We start from the raw sequence: 15715 nt of genomic DNA, 5'->3' as shown, positions 1-15715 counted from the left end.
GTGGAAGATAATCAGATCCCGTACAACACGGCGGCTGCCTTGCTTGACGCTCTGCAGGAGTGGGGCGTATCGTATCTGTTCTCCAATCTGGGCAGCGATCATCCCGCAATCATCGAAGGCTTGGCAAAGGCAAAAACAGCAGGCCGCGCACTGCCAGAAGTCATCATATGTCCGCATGAAAGCGTAGCGATGAGTGCTGCCCACGGATACGCGCTATTGAGCGGAAAAGCACAGGGTGTGTTTGTCCACACAGACGTCGGCACGCAAAACCTGGGCGGGACCGTTCACAATGCGGCGAGATCACGCGTCCCTGTCTTCATTTTTTCAGGAGAGACTCCTTATACCATGGAAGGGGAACTGCGAGGAACGAGAAACACACATATCAACCATCTGCAAAATGTGTATGACCAGCGCGGGATTGTGCGTCCTTACGTGAAGTGGGAGTACGACATTCGCACCGGCAAAAATGTGAAGAGACTCGTGTATCGGGCCATGCAATTAGCCCACTCCGACCCTCAAGGACCAATCTACCTAACAGGTGCACGAGAGGTTTTGGAGGAAGAGGTCACGCCTTGTATCGATTCCCCGGAAAAATGGGCCCCAATCGAGAAGACACCACTGCCCAGCTCAGCTGTAGAGAAAATGATGGCTGCGCTGGGAAACGCGAGACATCCTTTGGTCATTACCTCTTACTTGGGGCGAAATGCAAAGGCCGTGCAGCAGCTGGTCGCTTTGTGTGACACGCTGGCCATTCCCGTTATTGAGCAAAACGCCAGTCATATGAATTTTCCGTGGGATCACCCGATGCACCAAGGCTTTCAGGGGCGGGAATGGGTGGAGAAGGCGGATGTCATCCTCGTCATCGATTCCGATGCTCCGTGGGTGCAGACTCTTTTCAAGCCCAAGGAGGATTGTCAAATCTACTACATCGATATCGATCCGCTCAAGCAAGATTTGCCTTTGTGGTATATGCCATCTACCTGCTTCTACCAGGCGGATTCTTGTGAAGCACTCGACCAGTTGATCGACGCGATTCACTCGGTTCCCTTGGATGAAGAGGTGATCTCGGAAAGATACGAACGGCTGGCGAGAGCGCATGCGGATCAGCGGGAGCAGTGGAAGCTACGGGAAAAGCAGCCAGAAGATGGCGTTATCACGGCGGAATGGCTGACTGCATGTCTGCGGGAAGTCATTGACGAAGACACGATCGTCATGGATGAGACGATCACCAATGCACTCGCTGTGACTCAGCATCTGCCTCGAACTAAACCTATGACGCATTTTGTGAATGGCGGAAGCTCCTTGGGGTGGGCAGGAGGAGCAGCCTTCGGAGCCAAACTGGCCCAACCGGACAAAACGGTAGTAAGTCTTACCGGGGACGGCTGCTACCTCTTTGGAGTACCAGGCTCCCTGTATTGGATGTCGCGAAGATACCAGGTGCCGTTTCTGACCGTGATCTACAACAATCAGGGCTGGAACGCGACCAAGCAAAATCTGCTGAAGCTCTACCCGGATGGGGCAGCCAAGCGTGACGATCGTTACTGGGTCAATTTTGATCAACCGGCGGATCTCGCGAAGATGGCGGAAGCGGCTGGAGGTGCGTACGCCAGAACAGTAGTGGACCCACAAGACTTAAAAGAAGCGCTGCAATCCGGCATGGAGGCCGTGAAAAGCGGACGATCCGCGGTCATTGATGTGCGCATTGCGAAAATATCGAACCAAAAAGACTAGCCCGTATATGGTCAACAGCGATTTTTCATTCATTCTTAGTTCGCAAGGTAAGAAGGGGGTTATTCAGGATGAGAACAGCATGGAAAAGTGTGATCGGTTTGCTCATGTCCACAGCTTTGCTCATGAGTGGCTGTGCCCAATCCAGTTCTACCGGATCGTCTGCGCAGCCAGCAGCGTCCAATGCTACGCCAACCCAACCCAATGCGCAAAACACAGCACAGGCAGATGCACCCAAGCAAAAGCTGGCTGAAATGACGAAGCTGAATATCGGCAGTGCGGCCCTCACCACACAAGATATTACAACTGTTTTTGTTGGAAAAGAGAAAGGAATCTTTGAGAAATACAATTTGGACGTTCAGATTCAAGGCGTGGAAGGTGGCGTAGTCGCGCTCCGCGGTTTGCAATCGGGCAACTTCGACCTGACGTTTGGCCTGCCGGAAAATGTGATCTCCGGTGTAGCACAAGGAGCCGACATGAAGATTATCGGGGCTTCTGTTTCTGAATCGCTCTTCAAAGTTTTTGTCTCCCCTGACATCCAAAAGGTAGAAGATCTCAAGGGAAAAGCAGCAGCCGTACTCCAACCCAATAACGGAACAGACATGCAGATGAGATGGTGGCTGCAAAATCATGGCCTGCAGCCGGATAAAGACGTGACCATCATTTCGGCTGGAGCATCGCCTGCTCGCTTGGCAGCTTTGAAAACGGGGCAGGTAGCCGTCACGCTCATCGCTACACCCTCTGATGTGGAAGCAGAGAAAGCAGGTATGAAGGAAATCGCGGTAATCAAGGACGAGTTAAAGGGGCTTAACCATGACGTCATTACAGCAAGCGGCAAAATGATCCGTGAAAAACCGGAAATCCTGAAAGCGTTTATGGCTGCGATGGTAGAATCGATTCAATTTGTGAAAGACCCTAAGAATCTGGATGAGGTCGTGAAAATTGGTGTGAAGGAACTGGGCTTTAGCGAAGAGGTTACACGCAAAGGCTTGGAATTCGTACTGCCCACCATTCCAGATGATGCGAAATTCAATAAAGAAGGCATTGAGTTCTCACTCAAAATCGCGAAGGACATCGGGATCATCGATGATAGCCTTACGATCGACAAAGTAATCGACGAAAGCTTTTATCCGAATTGACAGCGAGAGGAGTTGGAGGAAGATGGCGCAGGCAGTTCCCGTATTGGATTTTCATCAGCTCAATGTCATTTACAACGAGGGCGAGCCCAATCAGGTTCACGCTTTAAATAACGTGTCGGCACAGGTCTATCCCGGAGAATTCATCTCTATCATTGGGCCGAGTGGATGCGGAAAGAGCACGCTTTTGCATACACTCGATGGTTTAAATCGGCCCAGTGCCGGAAAAATCTACATCGATGGTGTGGAAGTCAACGGTCCTGGCGGAGATCGCGCGATGGTATTCCAGGATTTCGCCCTGATGCCCTGGCATACGGTATTCGACAACATTGCTTTTGGATTGCGGCTAGAGAGAAAAAGCAAAAGTGAAATCCAGGAGAAAGTCATGCATTACATTCGCATGGTGGGATTGGATGGCTTCGAGTCCAAGTATCCGCATCAGCTATCCGGCGGGATGAAGCAGCGTGTGGGAATTGCTCGTGCCTTTGCAGTGGAGCCGAAGATTCTGCTCATGGACGAACCGTTTTCCGCCATTGATGAACAGACGAGGGAAATCATGCAGGAGGAAGTCCTGAAGCTGATGCTTCACGAAAAGAAGACGGTTATCTTCATTACGCACTCGATTGACGAGGCTGTGTTTCTCTCAAACCGGATTTTCCTCATGTCAGTTCGTCCCGGCAGAATCGTGGAGGAGCTGACGATTGACATTCCTTACCCGCGTACCTTGGAGACAAAGCTATTGCCTGAATACCAAGACTACAAATCGCAAGTCTGGAACCATTTAAAAGGCGAAGTCAAAAGACAGTATCAAAGGGGGGAAGCTTGATGTCCGAGCTCAGCAAAGCGGTGACGACAGGCAGTACATCCATCCCTGCGAAAAAGAAGAGAAAAAGCATGATCTCTCCAGCCGTAACGTACCCTGTCATTACTGTAGTCATCATTTTGGGGATCTGGGAAATTTTTGGCCAAATCGGGATGATCGATACGTTTATCTTCAACTGGCCGAGTAATATTATCGCAAGCATCTGGAAGTTCATGGCAAACGGCGCTGTCTTCGAGCATTTATTGACCAGCTTCATCGAGCTCGCCATCGGATTTGCTCTGGCACTTATCGGCATTCCCATCGGTCTCGCTCTCGGATACTGGAGAAAGCTTGACTATGCGTTTGATCCGATTATCATCGCTTTGTACACGACACCTGTGATCGCACTGACGCCGCTCTTCATTCTGTGGTTTGGGCTGGGCCTGTTGTCCAAAATCATGATGGTCTTTACGATGTCGATCTTTCCGATCCTCATTAATACAACAGCAGGAGTGAAGACGACAGATACTTCCCTGATCAAGGCAGCGCGTTCCTATGGTGCCACGGAGCTGCAACTGTTTAAAGAGGTCATTTTCCCGTCCTCGATGTCCTACATCGTAACCGGGATCCGATTGGCGATTGGACGCGCTATGATTGCGGTCGTAGTAGCTGAGATGCTCGCTTCCACCCAAGGGATTGGCTATGCAATCAGGCATGCATCCGAGCTGTTTAAGACAGGGGAGTATCTAGGGTATGTAGCCGTACTTATGGTGATTTCGGTCGTTTTGAATCAGCTGCTGAAAGTGCTGGAGCGCAAAATTGCCCCTTGGCGCTTTTGAGCAGAAGCCGCATAGCTTCACAAAAGAAAAGGCGTGTAGGAACCAATGGGTTCCACACGCCTTTTTGCAGTGAGTATTACGCGCTTTTCTTTTGAACAGTCTGTGCAGGCATCAGAATCTGCTTCCATTTGATCTGGGGCATGCCGATCGCTGCGAGGATCATCAGGACCCCGCCCCATTGCGACAGCGACACCGACTCACGCAGGACGAAGCTGGACAGGAGAACGACCGCTGGCAGTTCCGCTGCACTGAGAATGGTCGCAAGTCCGTTGCCAATGCGAGGCACGCCCACCGACAAACAGAAGATCGGAATGACGGAACCGAAGAGAGCGACGAGCAGTCCGAATGGCAGCAAGCCTTCCAGTAAGCGTCCATTTATCAGAAAAGCGGGAGGATAGACGATCGAAATCATGACCGACGCCAAGCTAATTGAAATGGCACTTCGCAGGTACGGATTCATGTCCGCCAGAATCCGGCCGCTAAAAAAGATGACAAAGGCAAAGGTCGCTCCTGACAGAAGTCCGCATGCGAGTCCCGTCAAGCTGATGGTCTGCCATCCTGACTCTCCGAGGCCACTCGCAAAGACGGTTCCGATCCCGAGCATCACGATCGATACCCATTTAGCAGGAGATGGCCACTTGCGCTGCGCGACAGATTCCAAAAGGACCCCGATCCAGGTGAACTGAAAGAAAAAAACGATAGCGAGTGATGCAGACATTTGACTGACGGCTTGATGGTAAAAGAAGCTGGACGATGCCATCATCAAGCTGACAGGAATGAGCTTCAGCACATATTTCCATTGGAAGCGCTGCTTGGAAAAGAACAGAGCCATGATGGACATGATCAGTCCGCCTAAGATCAATTGACTACTGCTCATCTCATAAGGGGTGAATCCGGCCTGAAAGGATAGCTTCATAAATAAGGACAGAACTCCGTAGCTGCAAGCACCCAGTAAAACCAATAGCACCGATTTCCAGTATGTCATAGGTGAAATTCCCTTCTGAAATAGTGAACTTTTATGAATAAAACCTATTGTACTACAGGTGATTTATTGGTACAATGAAAAATTGCGACTCGCTTTATCTGGTTACTATGGTAGCAAAATGCTCTGCTGCTTTGTTACCACAGCAGTGGACTAAAAGGTGAACTTCGGTACGTATGCTCGCTGTTAATACATAGCGATCTACCAGTAATTCCGTTACACTACTACCATAAGTCTGGCATACGTGGAGGCACAGAGATGAAACAAGGGGTCTTGTACGGGATTGTGGCGTACTTGGCTTGGGGAATGCTTCCGTTTTACTGGAAGCTATTTCAAAGCATGGGGTCATTGGAAATTTTGGCCCACCGAATAGTATGGTCACTCATTTTTGTTCTTTTCATTATTGTCATTACGAAGCGTTGGAAGCCGTTATGGGCGGCGGCGCCCGGAGCGAAGCTAAAGGGAGCGCTGTTCCTGTGCTCCATGCTAATCAGTGCCAACTGGCTGCTGTACATTTGGGCTGTTACCAATGATCACGTGATGGAAGCGAGTCTCGGCTATTACATGAACCCTTTGATCAGCGTATTGCTGGGTGTCATCTTTTTGAAAGAAAAGCTCGGCATCGGACAGTGGGTGGCACTGGGAATGGCTGCACTTGGGGTTATTTTCATCACGGTCGAGTATGGTCAGGTGCCGTGGGTGGCTCTATCGCTCGCTTTGACCTTTGCCTTTTATGGATTGGCGAAAAAGCTGGTCAATCTCGAGGCGATGTTCGGTCTGGCATGGGAAACCGTTTTTGTAACGCCGCTTTCGCTTATCTACCTGTTTATCATTGAAATGAACGGCACAGGTACCGCGTTTGCACTGGAGTGGTGGAAATTTGTTTTGCTTCTACTTGCAGGAGTAGGGACTGCCATGCCGTTGTACTGGTTTGCGCAAGCGACCAAGCGCCTGCCATTGTCGACGTTGGGCTTTATTCAATATTTGTCGCCGACCATCCAGCTGTTGAGCGCTGTTTTCTTGTTTGGGGAAGCGTTCACGACTACGCATTTCATATCGTTCTCCCTGATCTGGGGAGCGATCATCGTCTTTACCCTTAGCTCCATGAAAAAGAAAACGGTGAACGTACCGTTGAAAACGGATCAAGCAGTAAAAGAGCAAGCGTGATCAGAAAAAGAAAACTCCTGAACCACCGGCATTTTGCCTGGCGAATCAGGAGTTTTTTTATGAAATGGAAAAGGGATGACGGCTTACGCCTGCTTGGAACTGCGATAAGCCCCGTGGTTTGTGGGTCCCACGTATTGATTGAGTGCAAACGAATGTCGGATGGCTTCTGTGATAAAGTCCTTGGCAACATTCACGGCTTCGCGAACGGAATTTCCTTTCGCCAGCTCCGCACAGATTGCAGCGGAATACGTGCAGCCTGCACCGTGAGTGAAGGTAGTGTCGAAGCGCTCCGATTCCAGCACCTCAACGGATTGTCCATCATAGTAAACGTCAACAGCATTTCCATGTTGCAGCTTGCTGCCGCCTTTTACCACTACATAGGAAGTTCCGAAGTCGTGAATGCGTTTCGCGGCTTCTTTCATATCTTCTACGCTTTTCAGTGCGCCCAGTCCGCTCAGGATTCCGGCTTCAAAAAGGTTTGGCGTCGCTACGGTTGCGCGAGGCAGCAAAACTTCGCGCAGGCTGATCGCGATCTCTGGATGGAGGGCTTCGTCAGCACCTTTGCAAATCATGACTGGATCGACTACGACGTTTTTCAGTTGGAATTGCTCGATTTTGCGGGCAGCCAGCTCAACCAGCTCAGTCGTTCCCAGCATGCCGGTTTTCGTCGCGTCTACGCCGATCCCTGCGAGTACGGTTTCCAGCTGTTTTTCGAGCACGGCTACATCAATCGGGAACACATCATGATGCCAGCCATTGTGAGGGTCTTGTGCAACGATAACGGTGAGAGCGGTCATTCCGAATACGCCAAGCTCCTGAAAGGTTTTGAGGTCAGCCTGTTGGCCAGCTCCGCCGCTCGTATCGGAACCGGCGATTGTGAGTGCTTTACGCATGGTCATTTTTCTTATCTCCCTTTGTAGTTGAGTAGGAATGTACGATTCCCGTTCGGTGACGGATTTACGTACTGTACTGGACTGTTTTGTTATATCTCTATTGAAAAGGAAAAATACGGCGGTGTCAATAATATTCCCGTAAATGCAAAAAAACCGCTCTCCGGTTTTGCGGATAAGCGGTCGTCTTCGAATGGGTATCTTTTATTTTATGGAAGCAGCGTGATGAAAAGAGAAGCTGATGGACGTAGACATGGATTTCGCGCGTGCAGATGCCAGCTGTTTCGCTTGCTTCGCTGCTTCAAACATGCTCGGTGCCTTGATGATCTCAACCCATTTGCGTGTGGCGGTTTCAAACATAAATCGATAGATGGTCATCTTTATCTGCCCTCTCGTGTTTTCTTCACATCCTTAGTGTATCAGTGATAAGTACGAAAAAGGTTATGGGTTTGTTACATTATTTTGAAGAACATGTTGCATCCATGTGAACTTGAAAAATATTGGCAGTTGCCTGTTACGTTTTTACCGCTCTCACGTCTATAAATGTGTACCCAAATTTTCCATTTTGAGCAAGTGATGAGGGGCGTAGCAGAGATGAAAAATGCAGCAGGAGAGCTGACAGTGACAGGAGTGAATCACAGCTACGGGACAGGAAAGATAAAAGTTCCCGTACTGTTCGATATCAATCTGCACATTAGTAAAGGGGAGTTCGTTGCCCTGTGCGGTTCCTCGGGATCTGGCAAATCGACATTACTGAATTTGCTGGCAGGGTTAACCAAACCGGATGAGGGCAGTGTAATGGTAAGTGGGGAGGAAATATCGCGCTACAGTGAGAATGAGCTGTGCTTGTTCCGGCGTAAGAGCATGGGCTTTATTTTTCAATCCTACAATTTGCTTCCCAATTTGACGGCGCTGGAAAACGTCGAGCTTCCGTTGATTTTTGCAGGGGAAAGTGTCCGCAAGCGACGAGCGCGAGCGAAAGAGATCCTCGAGCATGTGGGCTTGACCGGAAGACTGGACCACAAGCCCAATGAATTGAGCGGTGGACAGCAGCAGCGTGTCAGTATTGCACGGGCATTGGTTAATCAGCCGAGTATCATTCTGGCAGACGAGCCTACGGGGAACTTGGACAGCAAAACCGAGCAGGAGATTCTGACACTCATGCGGCAAATGAACAAGGAAAACAAAACGACGTTCATCATCGTTACCCATGAGCAAGAGGTAGCTGAACAATCCGACAGGGTCATCTATTTGCAGGACGGACGTGTCGTACAAAAAAGGACAAGACCAGCGTAGAAGAGGGTATGAGGTGAACGTTTGTGAAAGTAATGGATTCTTTTCGCATTGTTTGGCGAAATCTGTGGCGCATGAAATTGCGTACTGCCCTCACTTCGGTCGGGGTCATGATCGGAACTGCGGCGATCGTCGCGATGATTGCTTTGAGTCTCGGGTTGAAAGAGAATGCTGTCAAAAGCTTGGAGAATTTCGGCAATTTGACTGAGATGGACGTAGAGCCGATGTATTACATACCGGAAGAGGATCGAGTCATTCCGGATGATGAACGAAAGAAGCTGAATTTCGAAGCGGTTCAGGAATTGAAGAAAATTCCCGGTATTGCGGCAGTCATGCCGGTAAAGCGCCTCCAGGAGCAGGCAAAGCTGAAGGTGGGTCGCCGGGAAGGTTATGTGGAGCTGATCGGGGTCGATGTCAACGAGTCAGCAGCCTACCGCAAAAACGATGTAGAAAAGGGTACCTATTTATCGGGTTCTCCGCAAGAGGTCGTCATCGCCTACGATGTGCCGCGAGAAATGCGCGATGTGGAAAAGGAAAAACGGGAGGCGCGCCGCAGTAATGTCGATGCGAGAAAAAATGGCCCTTCCGCGATGCCTCCGCCGGATATGGGGGGAGGGGCCCCGACTGCGCTCAATCTCGTGGATAAGGCAGCCACGATTGTCCTGTCGCGGGAGTACCGTGTTGATGATGAGCCCAAGTACGAAAAGAAAGAGATGCGCGTAAGGGTGGTTGGACAATTGCAAAAGTCTGACAACCAGCGTTATTCCACAGCCGTCTACGTACCGATCAGCGTCGTCAAGGAGTTGAACGATTGGGTCAACCGGGGCAGGGGTGACGAGATGGCGGAAGGCTCCACACGCCGTACTCGCGAAGAAGCCAAGCAGGACCACTTTGAGTTTGATCAGCTGACGGTAAAGGTCGAGTCTCGTGAGAAGGTAGAGAGCGTTGTAAAAGCGCTAAAGGAAAAGGGCTATGAAGTGTGGTCCCCTGCCCGGGAGCTGGAGACGATCAACAAGTTTTTCTTTGTCATTCAGCTCGTATTGGGTGGTATCGCAGCTATTTCCCTTCTGGTCGCGACGATTGGTATCGTCAATACGATGATTATGTCCATTCTGGAGCGTACCAAAGAGATCGGAATTATGAAAGTAATCGGAGCTACTGTTCTCAATATTCGCTGGCTGTTTCTGATGGAGTCTGGCTTCATCGGACTGATCGGCGGATTGACGGGGCTTGGACTGGCATGGGGAGCCGTCGAGGTGGTCAACTACTTCGGCTCAGCAGGTGGACTCATGGACAATTTGAACATGGGCTACGGCAGGGGCGCCGAAGGAGAAGCCGCCGCGAAGCTCGCCGTTATTCCGGGGTGGTTAGCCCTGTTTGCCATCGGTTTTTCTTTTGTTATCGGTTTATTGGCAGGTATTTTCCCTGCGATTAGGGCTTCGCGTTTGAGTGCCCTGCAGGCGATCCGATCTGAATAAGGAAATGTGAGGAACGAGAGAATGAACAAGAAGAAGTGGATCATTATCGGGGCAGTCGTAGTTGTATTAGGTGGAGGCGGCTACTATGGATACACCGCCATGAAGGCAAAGGATGTGGCAACGGAAGAGCAGCCGCAGGAGCAGCCATCTTTTCCTACTGCGATGGTCGACGTAGGGGAAGTCAAAAAGACGATTTTTGCATCCGGTACCGTTGAGGCAAAAGCACGGGAAGAAGTAAAACCGGAGATCAGCGGCAAGGTCGAGCGCCTGCTGGTCAGCGAAGGGCAGTCCGTGAAAAAAGGGGACGTGCTGTTTACGGTAGATAGTACGGACGCACAGCTGGAGCTCCAAAAACAGGAGCTGAGCATACTCCGTGCCCAGAAGGAACTGGATGAGCTCAAGCAAAAGAAAGATCGAATCCTGGCAGATAGGATGGGGAAGGTCAAGGAAGTGCTGGTAAAGGAAGGCGATGTGGTCACGCCGGATTCCGTGGTTGCCAAGCTGACGAACACCGACTATTTGAAAATAACAGGGAAGTTTAGTGCATATGAAGCGGAGCAATTCCGGATTGGTCAAAAGGTAAAGGTATTCGTTACCGCCTCTTTGTATTACGTGGACGGGACGATAACCGATATCGATCTGGTAGGACAAAAAGAAAAAGGAATCGGCGGCGTGCACAATGTGGAAGTGCTGGTGAAAAAACCGGGTGCCCTTTATGTCGGGGACATGGGGGAAGTCCAGTTCACCGATGCCAAGGGTGTACTGTACGCGAGCCAGATGGCTACGCCGTTTGAGCTGCCTGACGAAATGGAGCTTTTGGCAGGGACTCATGGAAAGATTGGAAAGGTCGAGGTGGAGAAGGACGACGAGATCAAGGTCGGACAACTTTTGTTTAAAATGGATATGACGTCATCCGAGCTGGAGCTGCGGGAAAAAGAGCTCGCACTCAAAGAATCGCTACTGACGATGGAACAGAAGAAGCGCGAGATCGCGAAAAAGCAAGTGGAGGCACCGATTACCGGAGTCATTACCAAGCTGAATGTAAAGGAAGGGGAAACCCCAACCTCAGGAGAGCCTGCTGTAGTGATCATGGATGCGACATCTGTCTACTTTCTTGCCGCGGTGGATGAGATTGATATTCCGGCGATCAAGATGGGACAGAGCGTGGATGTGTACGTAACGGCATTTGGCAATCGTCCATTTAAAGGCAAGGTAATCGAAATCCCGAAAGAAGGCACCAAGGAAGACAAATCGGTACGGTTTGCCGTGAAGGTCGAATTGAGTGAAACCAGTGAAATGAAGCATGGCATGACGGGTGACTGCGATATTTACGTGGAGCAGAAGGACCAGGTAAAACGGCTTCCTTTGAATGCTGTTGAGGTAATGGAAGAAGGCAAAGGCACCGTCATGATCAAGGATCCTGCAACAGGTCAGCCGTCTCCAAAAGAAGTAGAGATCGGTGTGGAGGGCTCGGATTTTATCGAGATCAAGAGCGGGTTGGAAGAAGGGGCAGAGGTACTGGTGACCAATGTCTGATCCATAATGGCATAGAAGTCACAAAAACATCCTCGGGCTGCATGTTTGCTGCATGCATAGCACGAGGATGTTTTTTTATCGAACTTCTTTTTTTAAAAGGAAGCAGGGGATAAGGGCAGCGTTTGAACCATTTTATCCGTCAAACTCTGTAGGGGATCTGAGATGAAGATACCTTTCTCCTGACGAAATTGGCGTGCGGCGGGAGCCATGGACAGCTGGGCTGCCGACAGGATGGAATCCTCCTCGGATAGGGCTAGCATGGTTTCCCAGAGGATCTCCTGGTAAGCTTGCTGCTTATTCTCCATGATCAGGGAAAACGCTCCATCAATCAAATGAATGCTGATCTGGGGAGTGCATCTGTGCATAGCAGCCTGCTGCCATAATCGGTCCATGGTGGGTTTGACAGTGGCAGGATTGGTGAACAGGATGGTTTGCTTGCCTGAACGTCTAGCAGCTTCTTCTAAAAAGGGTCCATCGATGGTAAAGATCGGGATGTCTCGTTCAGATTCGTGCTCGGATGTCAGCGTGGCTGCGTATTGCGTGCATGTGATGACGATGGCGTCCGGCGTGCTCGCTTGCATCCAGGAGAGCTGACTGTCCAGCTTCGCTTCGGCTTCCGCGCGCGTTGGCGGCTGACTTTTGGTCGCTTGCAAAAGCAATCCGGGATCGACGTAGTGGGCAAGCTCTACCTTCCATTGCGAAAAAGCATCATCCACAAGCGCGATATTCGAATGATGACCGTGCAGGCAAGCGACCTTTTTCATACATGTGCCTCCATATTACTTGGCTTGTGGGCAATTACACGGATGCGCTTGTAGTCGACATACCACTGACCATTCTGATAGAGCACTGGACGCAAAAGCTCGCTGATCTCGGTGCAAACCTCATCAATTTCTGCGGCGGTCAGGCCCGTGAAAAAAGGACTGCAAAACGAATCCAGCCAATGCCGCAATCCTCGGTCGCCGTCTGGCATGAGAGTGGGTCTGTCAAAATGAGAGGAGAGAACGACCCGAAACCCTTGACGTTCTAAGAGTGTCGTATATTCACCGATACTAGGGAAGTACCAGGGAAAGCGATCGTCGGAAGAAATCCCTCTCGCACCAAGAGCGGTATGCAGGGCATCGGTAACCTGCTTGCAGTTGTCTTTTCCACCGAACTCTGCCACGAATCGTCCGCCGGGTTTCAGAGCCAGCCAAACGGATTCCACGACAGATTCCGGACGCTTCATCCAATGCAGGGCGGCATTGGAAAAGACTGCATCGTACTGTTTGGACGAGCGAAATGTATGAGCATCAGCGATCTGAAACGACAGACCAGGGTACTTCGTACGAGCAGCTTCGATCATGGCAGGGGAAAAGTCGGTCCCCTCTACATGCGCCCCACTTTCGGCCAGCTGGGCAGTCAGATCTCCAGTCCCGCACCCGATATCCAAAATGCTTTCTCCGGAAACCGGTTGTAGCCAGTCAATCAATCCTCTGCCATAATGAGAAACGAAGTTCATTTTTTCATCGTAGTGGGTTGCGTTCCATTGGTTGGTTTGCGTCACGAGAATCCCTCCTTGACCTAGTTTTACCAGCTAGGTAGGTATTCGTCAAATCTATATAAATTATCATGTTTATAGTATTTTCCTATATCTAGGCGGCGGTAGTTGAGCGAAGGAGATGGAGGGAAGTTTTCCCTGTCAAGAAACAAAAAGGAGAAAAGGCTAAATTTGTCGAATGGTAACCAGTAGAATATGAAGTAGAGAAAGTGAGAGGACATCAATTGAAAAAATGGGTTGTATCAGCGCTTTTAGTGTGTCTGGCTACTGGCAGCCTTCTGTCAGGTGCAACGGTTTCGCCAGCCATGGGGGCGACTACAACGATGAAGCGGACCAGTCAGGCACCTGCGCCTGTGCAAAAGCCGATTCATGACATGATCGTTTTTAATGATTTTCAGGTCGCTGGCTTGTCGGCTGGTGGATGGAATTGGGTGAAAAATGACGAGTTTATCCTTCCCCCCGATACCCCGCTAGATATTGACGTGACGCAAACGACCTATGGAAGTGGAACAAATGTAAGCAGGAGCGAAGTATTCCTGGATGGTACGGAATTGACGGCCTTCCAGAATGAAAAGACAGCAGCGCAAGCTTCTTTGAAGTGGCAGATCCCTCGATTTACAATCCCTTCTGCGCAGCTATCTCCTGGCATACATACGCTGACCTTTGTCGTGACCGATGCGAAAGGGCAAAAAAGCACGGTGCATATACGGTTTCGTGTAGAAGAGCAGAATTATCCGTACATCTATGAAGGAGAAAAGGCGACAGGCGATGCTATTCCTTCCGGGGATACAGTTGCTATTTTTGGTTTGTTTGGTTCAAAGGTTTTCTCCAGTAAGATTGCTGGAACGTGGAGCTTGTCAAACAAAACGACCAATACGGAAATGAGGTCTGTGAAGGGAAGCGTGTTTTCCTCGGGTTCACTTAAAGGCGGGAAATACGAGGTGGTATTCACACCAGATGACGGCGCACTAACACCATGGATGGTCAATCTTCAAGTTGGTCCAGCGGAAGTATATATGGGGACAAATGAAACTGGACAGAAGCTATCTCCCAATCAGAAAATTAGCGCTACCAAAGCACCGGACACCATTTCGTTGTATGCCCCTTTTCCGGGGAAATGGTGGGTGAACGGTACTGGACAGACACTGACGGACTCGCAGCATTTCGATGTTGTCATCCCAGAAACGTTGGCGGGCTTGACGATTAGTGTGACATACGAGCCAAATACAGGGAAAGACGAACAGGCAATACAGATGGATACAAGCTCTACTATTCAAATCCAGGTCCCTGGTACGCCTGCGGTGTGTGAACCTACTACGGCTACTGCCAATATGGACGTATTGATGCAAAATAATGATAAATCGTCCCTGATGGTGGAACGCCGAAATTTGTATTCTACGAGTGCTACCGTAAGGCTGTATCAAAATCCCGTTCATCTCATTTGGCTTGCGACTGCTGCTGCTCATGTAGAGTTTGGAAGCGAAGAAGATGATGATGAGGGACCAGGCGTTTGGGCAGTGGATAATGTAGTAGTTGACGCATCCAAACTAAACGGGGATCACACAGCTCTCAAGCTTTCCAGTTTTAATCCGGGACGCTATAAGGTCAATTATTACAGTAAACGTGAGCCCCATCAGTCCTGGTGCGGTTACATTCAAGTCATAGAAAGTTCTCGTCCTATTTCTTCTGCACCGTCTTGTGATATTGGGGACTCTGGAGCAATCCCTTACCCGACTCCATTGAGATTGGTTTCGAAAAAAGGTCAACAGTATCAAGATGGTGACCATATTGTAGTGGACTCGAAAAGCGATTTGAACGATCTCGAAGAGTTAGTACTCATGTCGACTCATGTTGTGAATAAAGGGACGAAACGAATCATTCTGAACGCAAGTAGTAGGACGGACAGGCGTTACGTCCACGTTCCTGATCTGGTTTGGGAGGACGGGGCAACATCGCTCGGGTCGAGACAAGAGAGTAGCGGTGCGACGATACAATCCAGTAATGAAGTAAAGATCATTTATAATGACAAAGTACTCACTACGATTAAACCGTCCCGCTCTAAAAGAGATGATGACAGATCAGATGATACAGGCGTCGATTCATTAAACGTCAAGCAACTTATCGATTTTCAGGATGGTAAGCCCGGCGTCTATTCGATCGAAGTGACCAACACTATGGAATATCTTACGTGCCAGGTCACATATGGCGGAAAATCCTACACGAAGGATACCGACCTATTAGAAAAGAAACAGAAAATGACTCTGAAGATCGAAGTCAAATAAACTTGTACGGAACCCTCTGCCCAGCAGGGGGTTTTTCCAATA

Annotated in this window: 14 protein-coding genes; 9 read left to right on the top strand and 5 right to left on the bottom strand. The window is 49.8% G+C overall.

Annotated features, from left to right (window positions below; genetic code table 11):
• The 4 genes from ACLIN2_RS19875 (at position 1) to ACLIN2_RS19860 (ending at position 4505) form a co-directional block, all read left to right on the top strand.
• Positions 1–1731 carry a thiamine pyrophosphate-requiring protein gene (locus ACLIN2_RS19875; RefSeq protein ID WP_411501909.1) on the top strand — a complete coding sequence of 577 codons (1731 nt, stop codon included), beginning with the start codon at positions 1–3 and terminating at the stop codon, positions 1729–1731.
• Between the two features lie 68 nt (positions 1732–1799).
• A complete protein-coding gene (locus tag ACLIN2_RS19870; protein WP_411501908.1) occupies positions 1800–2867 on the top strand; it encodes an ABC transporter substrate-binding protein in 1068 nt (355 codons plus the stop codon).
• Positions 2868–2889: 22 nt separating this feature from the next.
• Positions 2890–3690, top strand: a complete 801-nt coding sequence (locus tag ACLIN2_RS19865) for an ABC transporter ATP-binding protein (RefSeq protein ID WP_411501907.1) — start codon at positions 2890–2892, stop codon at positions 3688–3690.
• The gene (locus tag ACLIN2_RS19860) at positions 3690–4505 is read left to right on the top strand and encodes an ABC transporter permease (RefSeq protein WP_400587166.1); all 816 of its coding nucleotides are present in this window, start codon (positions 3690–3692) and stop codon (positions 4503–4505) included. The genes ACLIN2_RS19865 and ACLIN2_RS19860 overlap by 1 nt, the downstream gene beginning before the upstream one ends.
• A 76-nt stretch (positions 4506–4581) precedes the next feature.
• Here ACLIN2_RS19860 and ACLIN2_RS19855 read toward each other — a convergent pair whose 3' ends face one another.
• A complete protein-coding gene (locus ACLIN2_RS19855; RefSeq protein ID WP_411501906.1) occupies positions 4582–5490 on the bottom strand; it encodes an EamA family transporter in 909 nt (302 codons plus the stop codon).
• Between the two features lie 255 nt (positions 5491–5745).
• Between ACLIN2_RS19855 and rarD the strand changes: the two genes are divergently transcribed.
• Complete coding sequence (rarD, locus tag ACLIN2_RS19850) at positions 5746–6654, top strand: EamA family transporter RarD (RefSeq protein WP_092267685.1); 909 nt, start codon at positions 5746–5748, stop codon at positions 6652–6654.
• 83 nt (positions 6655–6737) lie between these two features.
• Here rarD and pdxK read toward each other — a convergent pair whose 3' ends face one another.
• Complete coding sequence (gene pdxK, locus ACLIN2_RS19845) at positions 6738–7553, bottom strand: pyridoxine/pyridoxal/pyridoxamine kinase (protein WP_411501905.1); 816 nt, start codon at positions 7551–7553, stop codon at positions 6738–6740.
• 195 nt (positions 7554–7748) lie between these two features.
• Complete coding sequence (locus ACLIN2_RS19840; protein WP_170184436.1) at positions 7749–7922, bottom strand: hypothetical protein; 174 nt, start codon at positions 7920–7922, stop codon at positions 7749–7751.
• A 216-nt stretch (positions 7923–8138) separates the two neighbouring features.
• Between ACLIN2_RS19840 and ACLIN2_RS19835 the strand changes: the two genes are divergently transcribed.
• Genes ACLIN2_RS19835 through ACLIN2_RS19825 form a run of 3 tightly spaced genes read left to right on the top strand, consistent with a single transcriptional unit; the run spans position 8139 to position 11851 of the window.
• Entirely contained in the window at positions 8139–8840 is a 702-nt protein-coding gene (locus ACLIN2_RS19835) for an ABC transporter ATP-binding protein (protein WP_400587172.1), read from the top strand.
• A 23-nt stretch (positions 8841–8863) separates the two neighbouring features.
• Positions 8864–10315 (top strand): ABC transporter permease, encoded by a 1452-nt coding sequence (locus ACLIN2_RS19830; RefSeq protein WP_092267688.1) that lies wholly within the window; start codon positions 8864–8866, stop codon positions 10313–10315.
• 21 nt (positions 10316–10336) lie between these two features.
• Positions 10337–11851 carry an HlyD family efflux transporter periplasmic adaptor subunit gene (locus ACLIN2_RS19825; protein ID WP_411501904.1) on the top strand — a complete coding sequence of 505 codons (1515 nt, stop codon included), beginning with the start codon at positions 10337–10339 and terminating at the stop codon, positions 11849–11851.
• Between the two features lie 92 nt (positions 11852–11943).
• Here the strand turns inward: ACLIN2_RS19825 and ACLIN2_RS19820 are convergent, their stop codons facing one another.
• Together ACLIN2_RS19820 and ACLIN2_RS19815 are read right to left on the bottom strand one after the other, a co-directional pair.
• Positions 11944–12615, bottom strand: coding sequence for a hypothetical protein (locus ACLIN2_RS19820; protein ID WP_411501903.1), 672 nt, complete (start codon positions 12613–12615; stop codon positions 11944–11946).
• Complete coding sequence (locus ACLIN2_RS19815; RefSeq protein ID WP_174769308.1) at positions 12612–13397, bottom strand: class I SAM-dependent methyltransferase; 786 nt, start codon at positions 13395–13397, stop codon at positions 12612–12614. The genes ACLIN2_RS19820 and ACLIN2_RS19815 overlap by 4 nt, the downstream gene beginning before the upstream one ends.
• A gap of 218 nt (positions 13398–13615) precedes the next feature.
• Here ACLIN2_RS19815 and ACLIN2_RS19810 point away from each other — a divergent pair, with 218 nt between their 5' ends.
• Positions 13616–15673: a hypothetical protein gene (locus tag ACLIN2_RS19810; RefSeq protein WP_411501902.1), complete on the top strand. Its 2058-nt coding sequence runs from the start codon at positions 13616–13618 to the stop codon at positions 15671–15673.
• Positions 15674–15715: the final 42 nt, after the last annotated feature.

Origin of the sequence: Brevibacillus centrosporus (assembly GCF_046622605.1) — a bacterium.
Lineage (GTDB): Bacteria > Bacillota > Bacilli > Brevibacillales > Brevibacillaceae > Brevibacillus > Brevibacillus centrosporus.
Note: the sequence above shows the minus strand (reverse complement) of the source record. Positions and strands in the feature narration are given on the sequence as shown.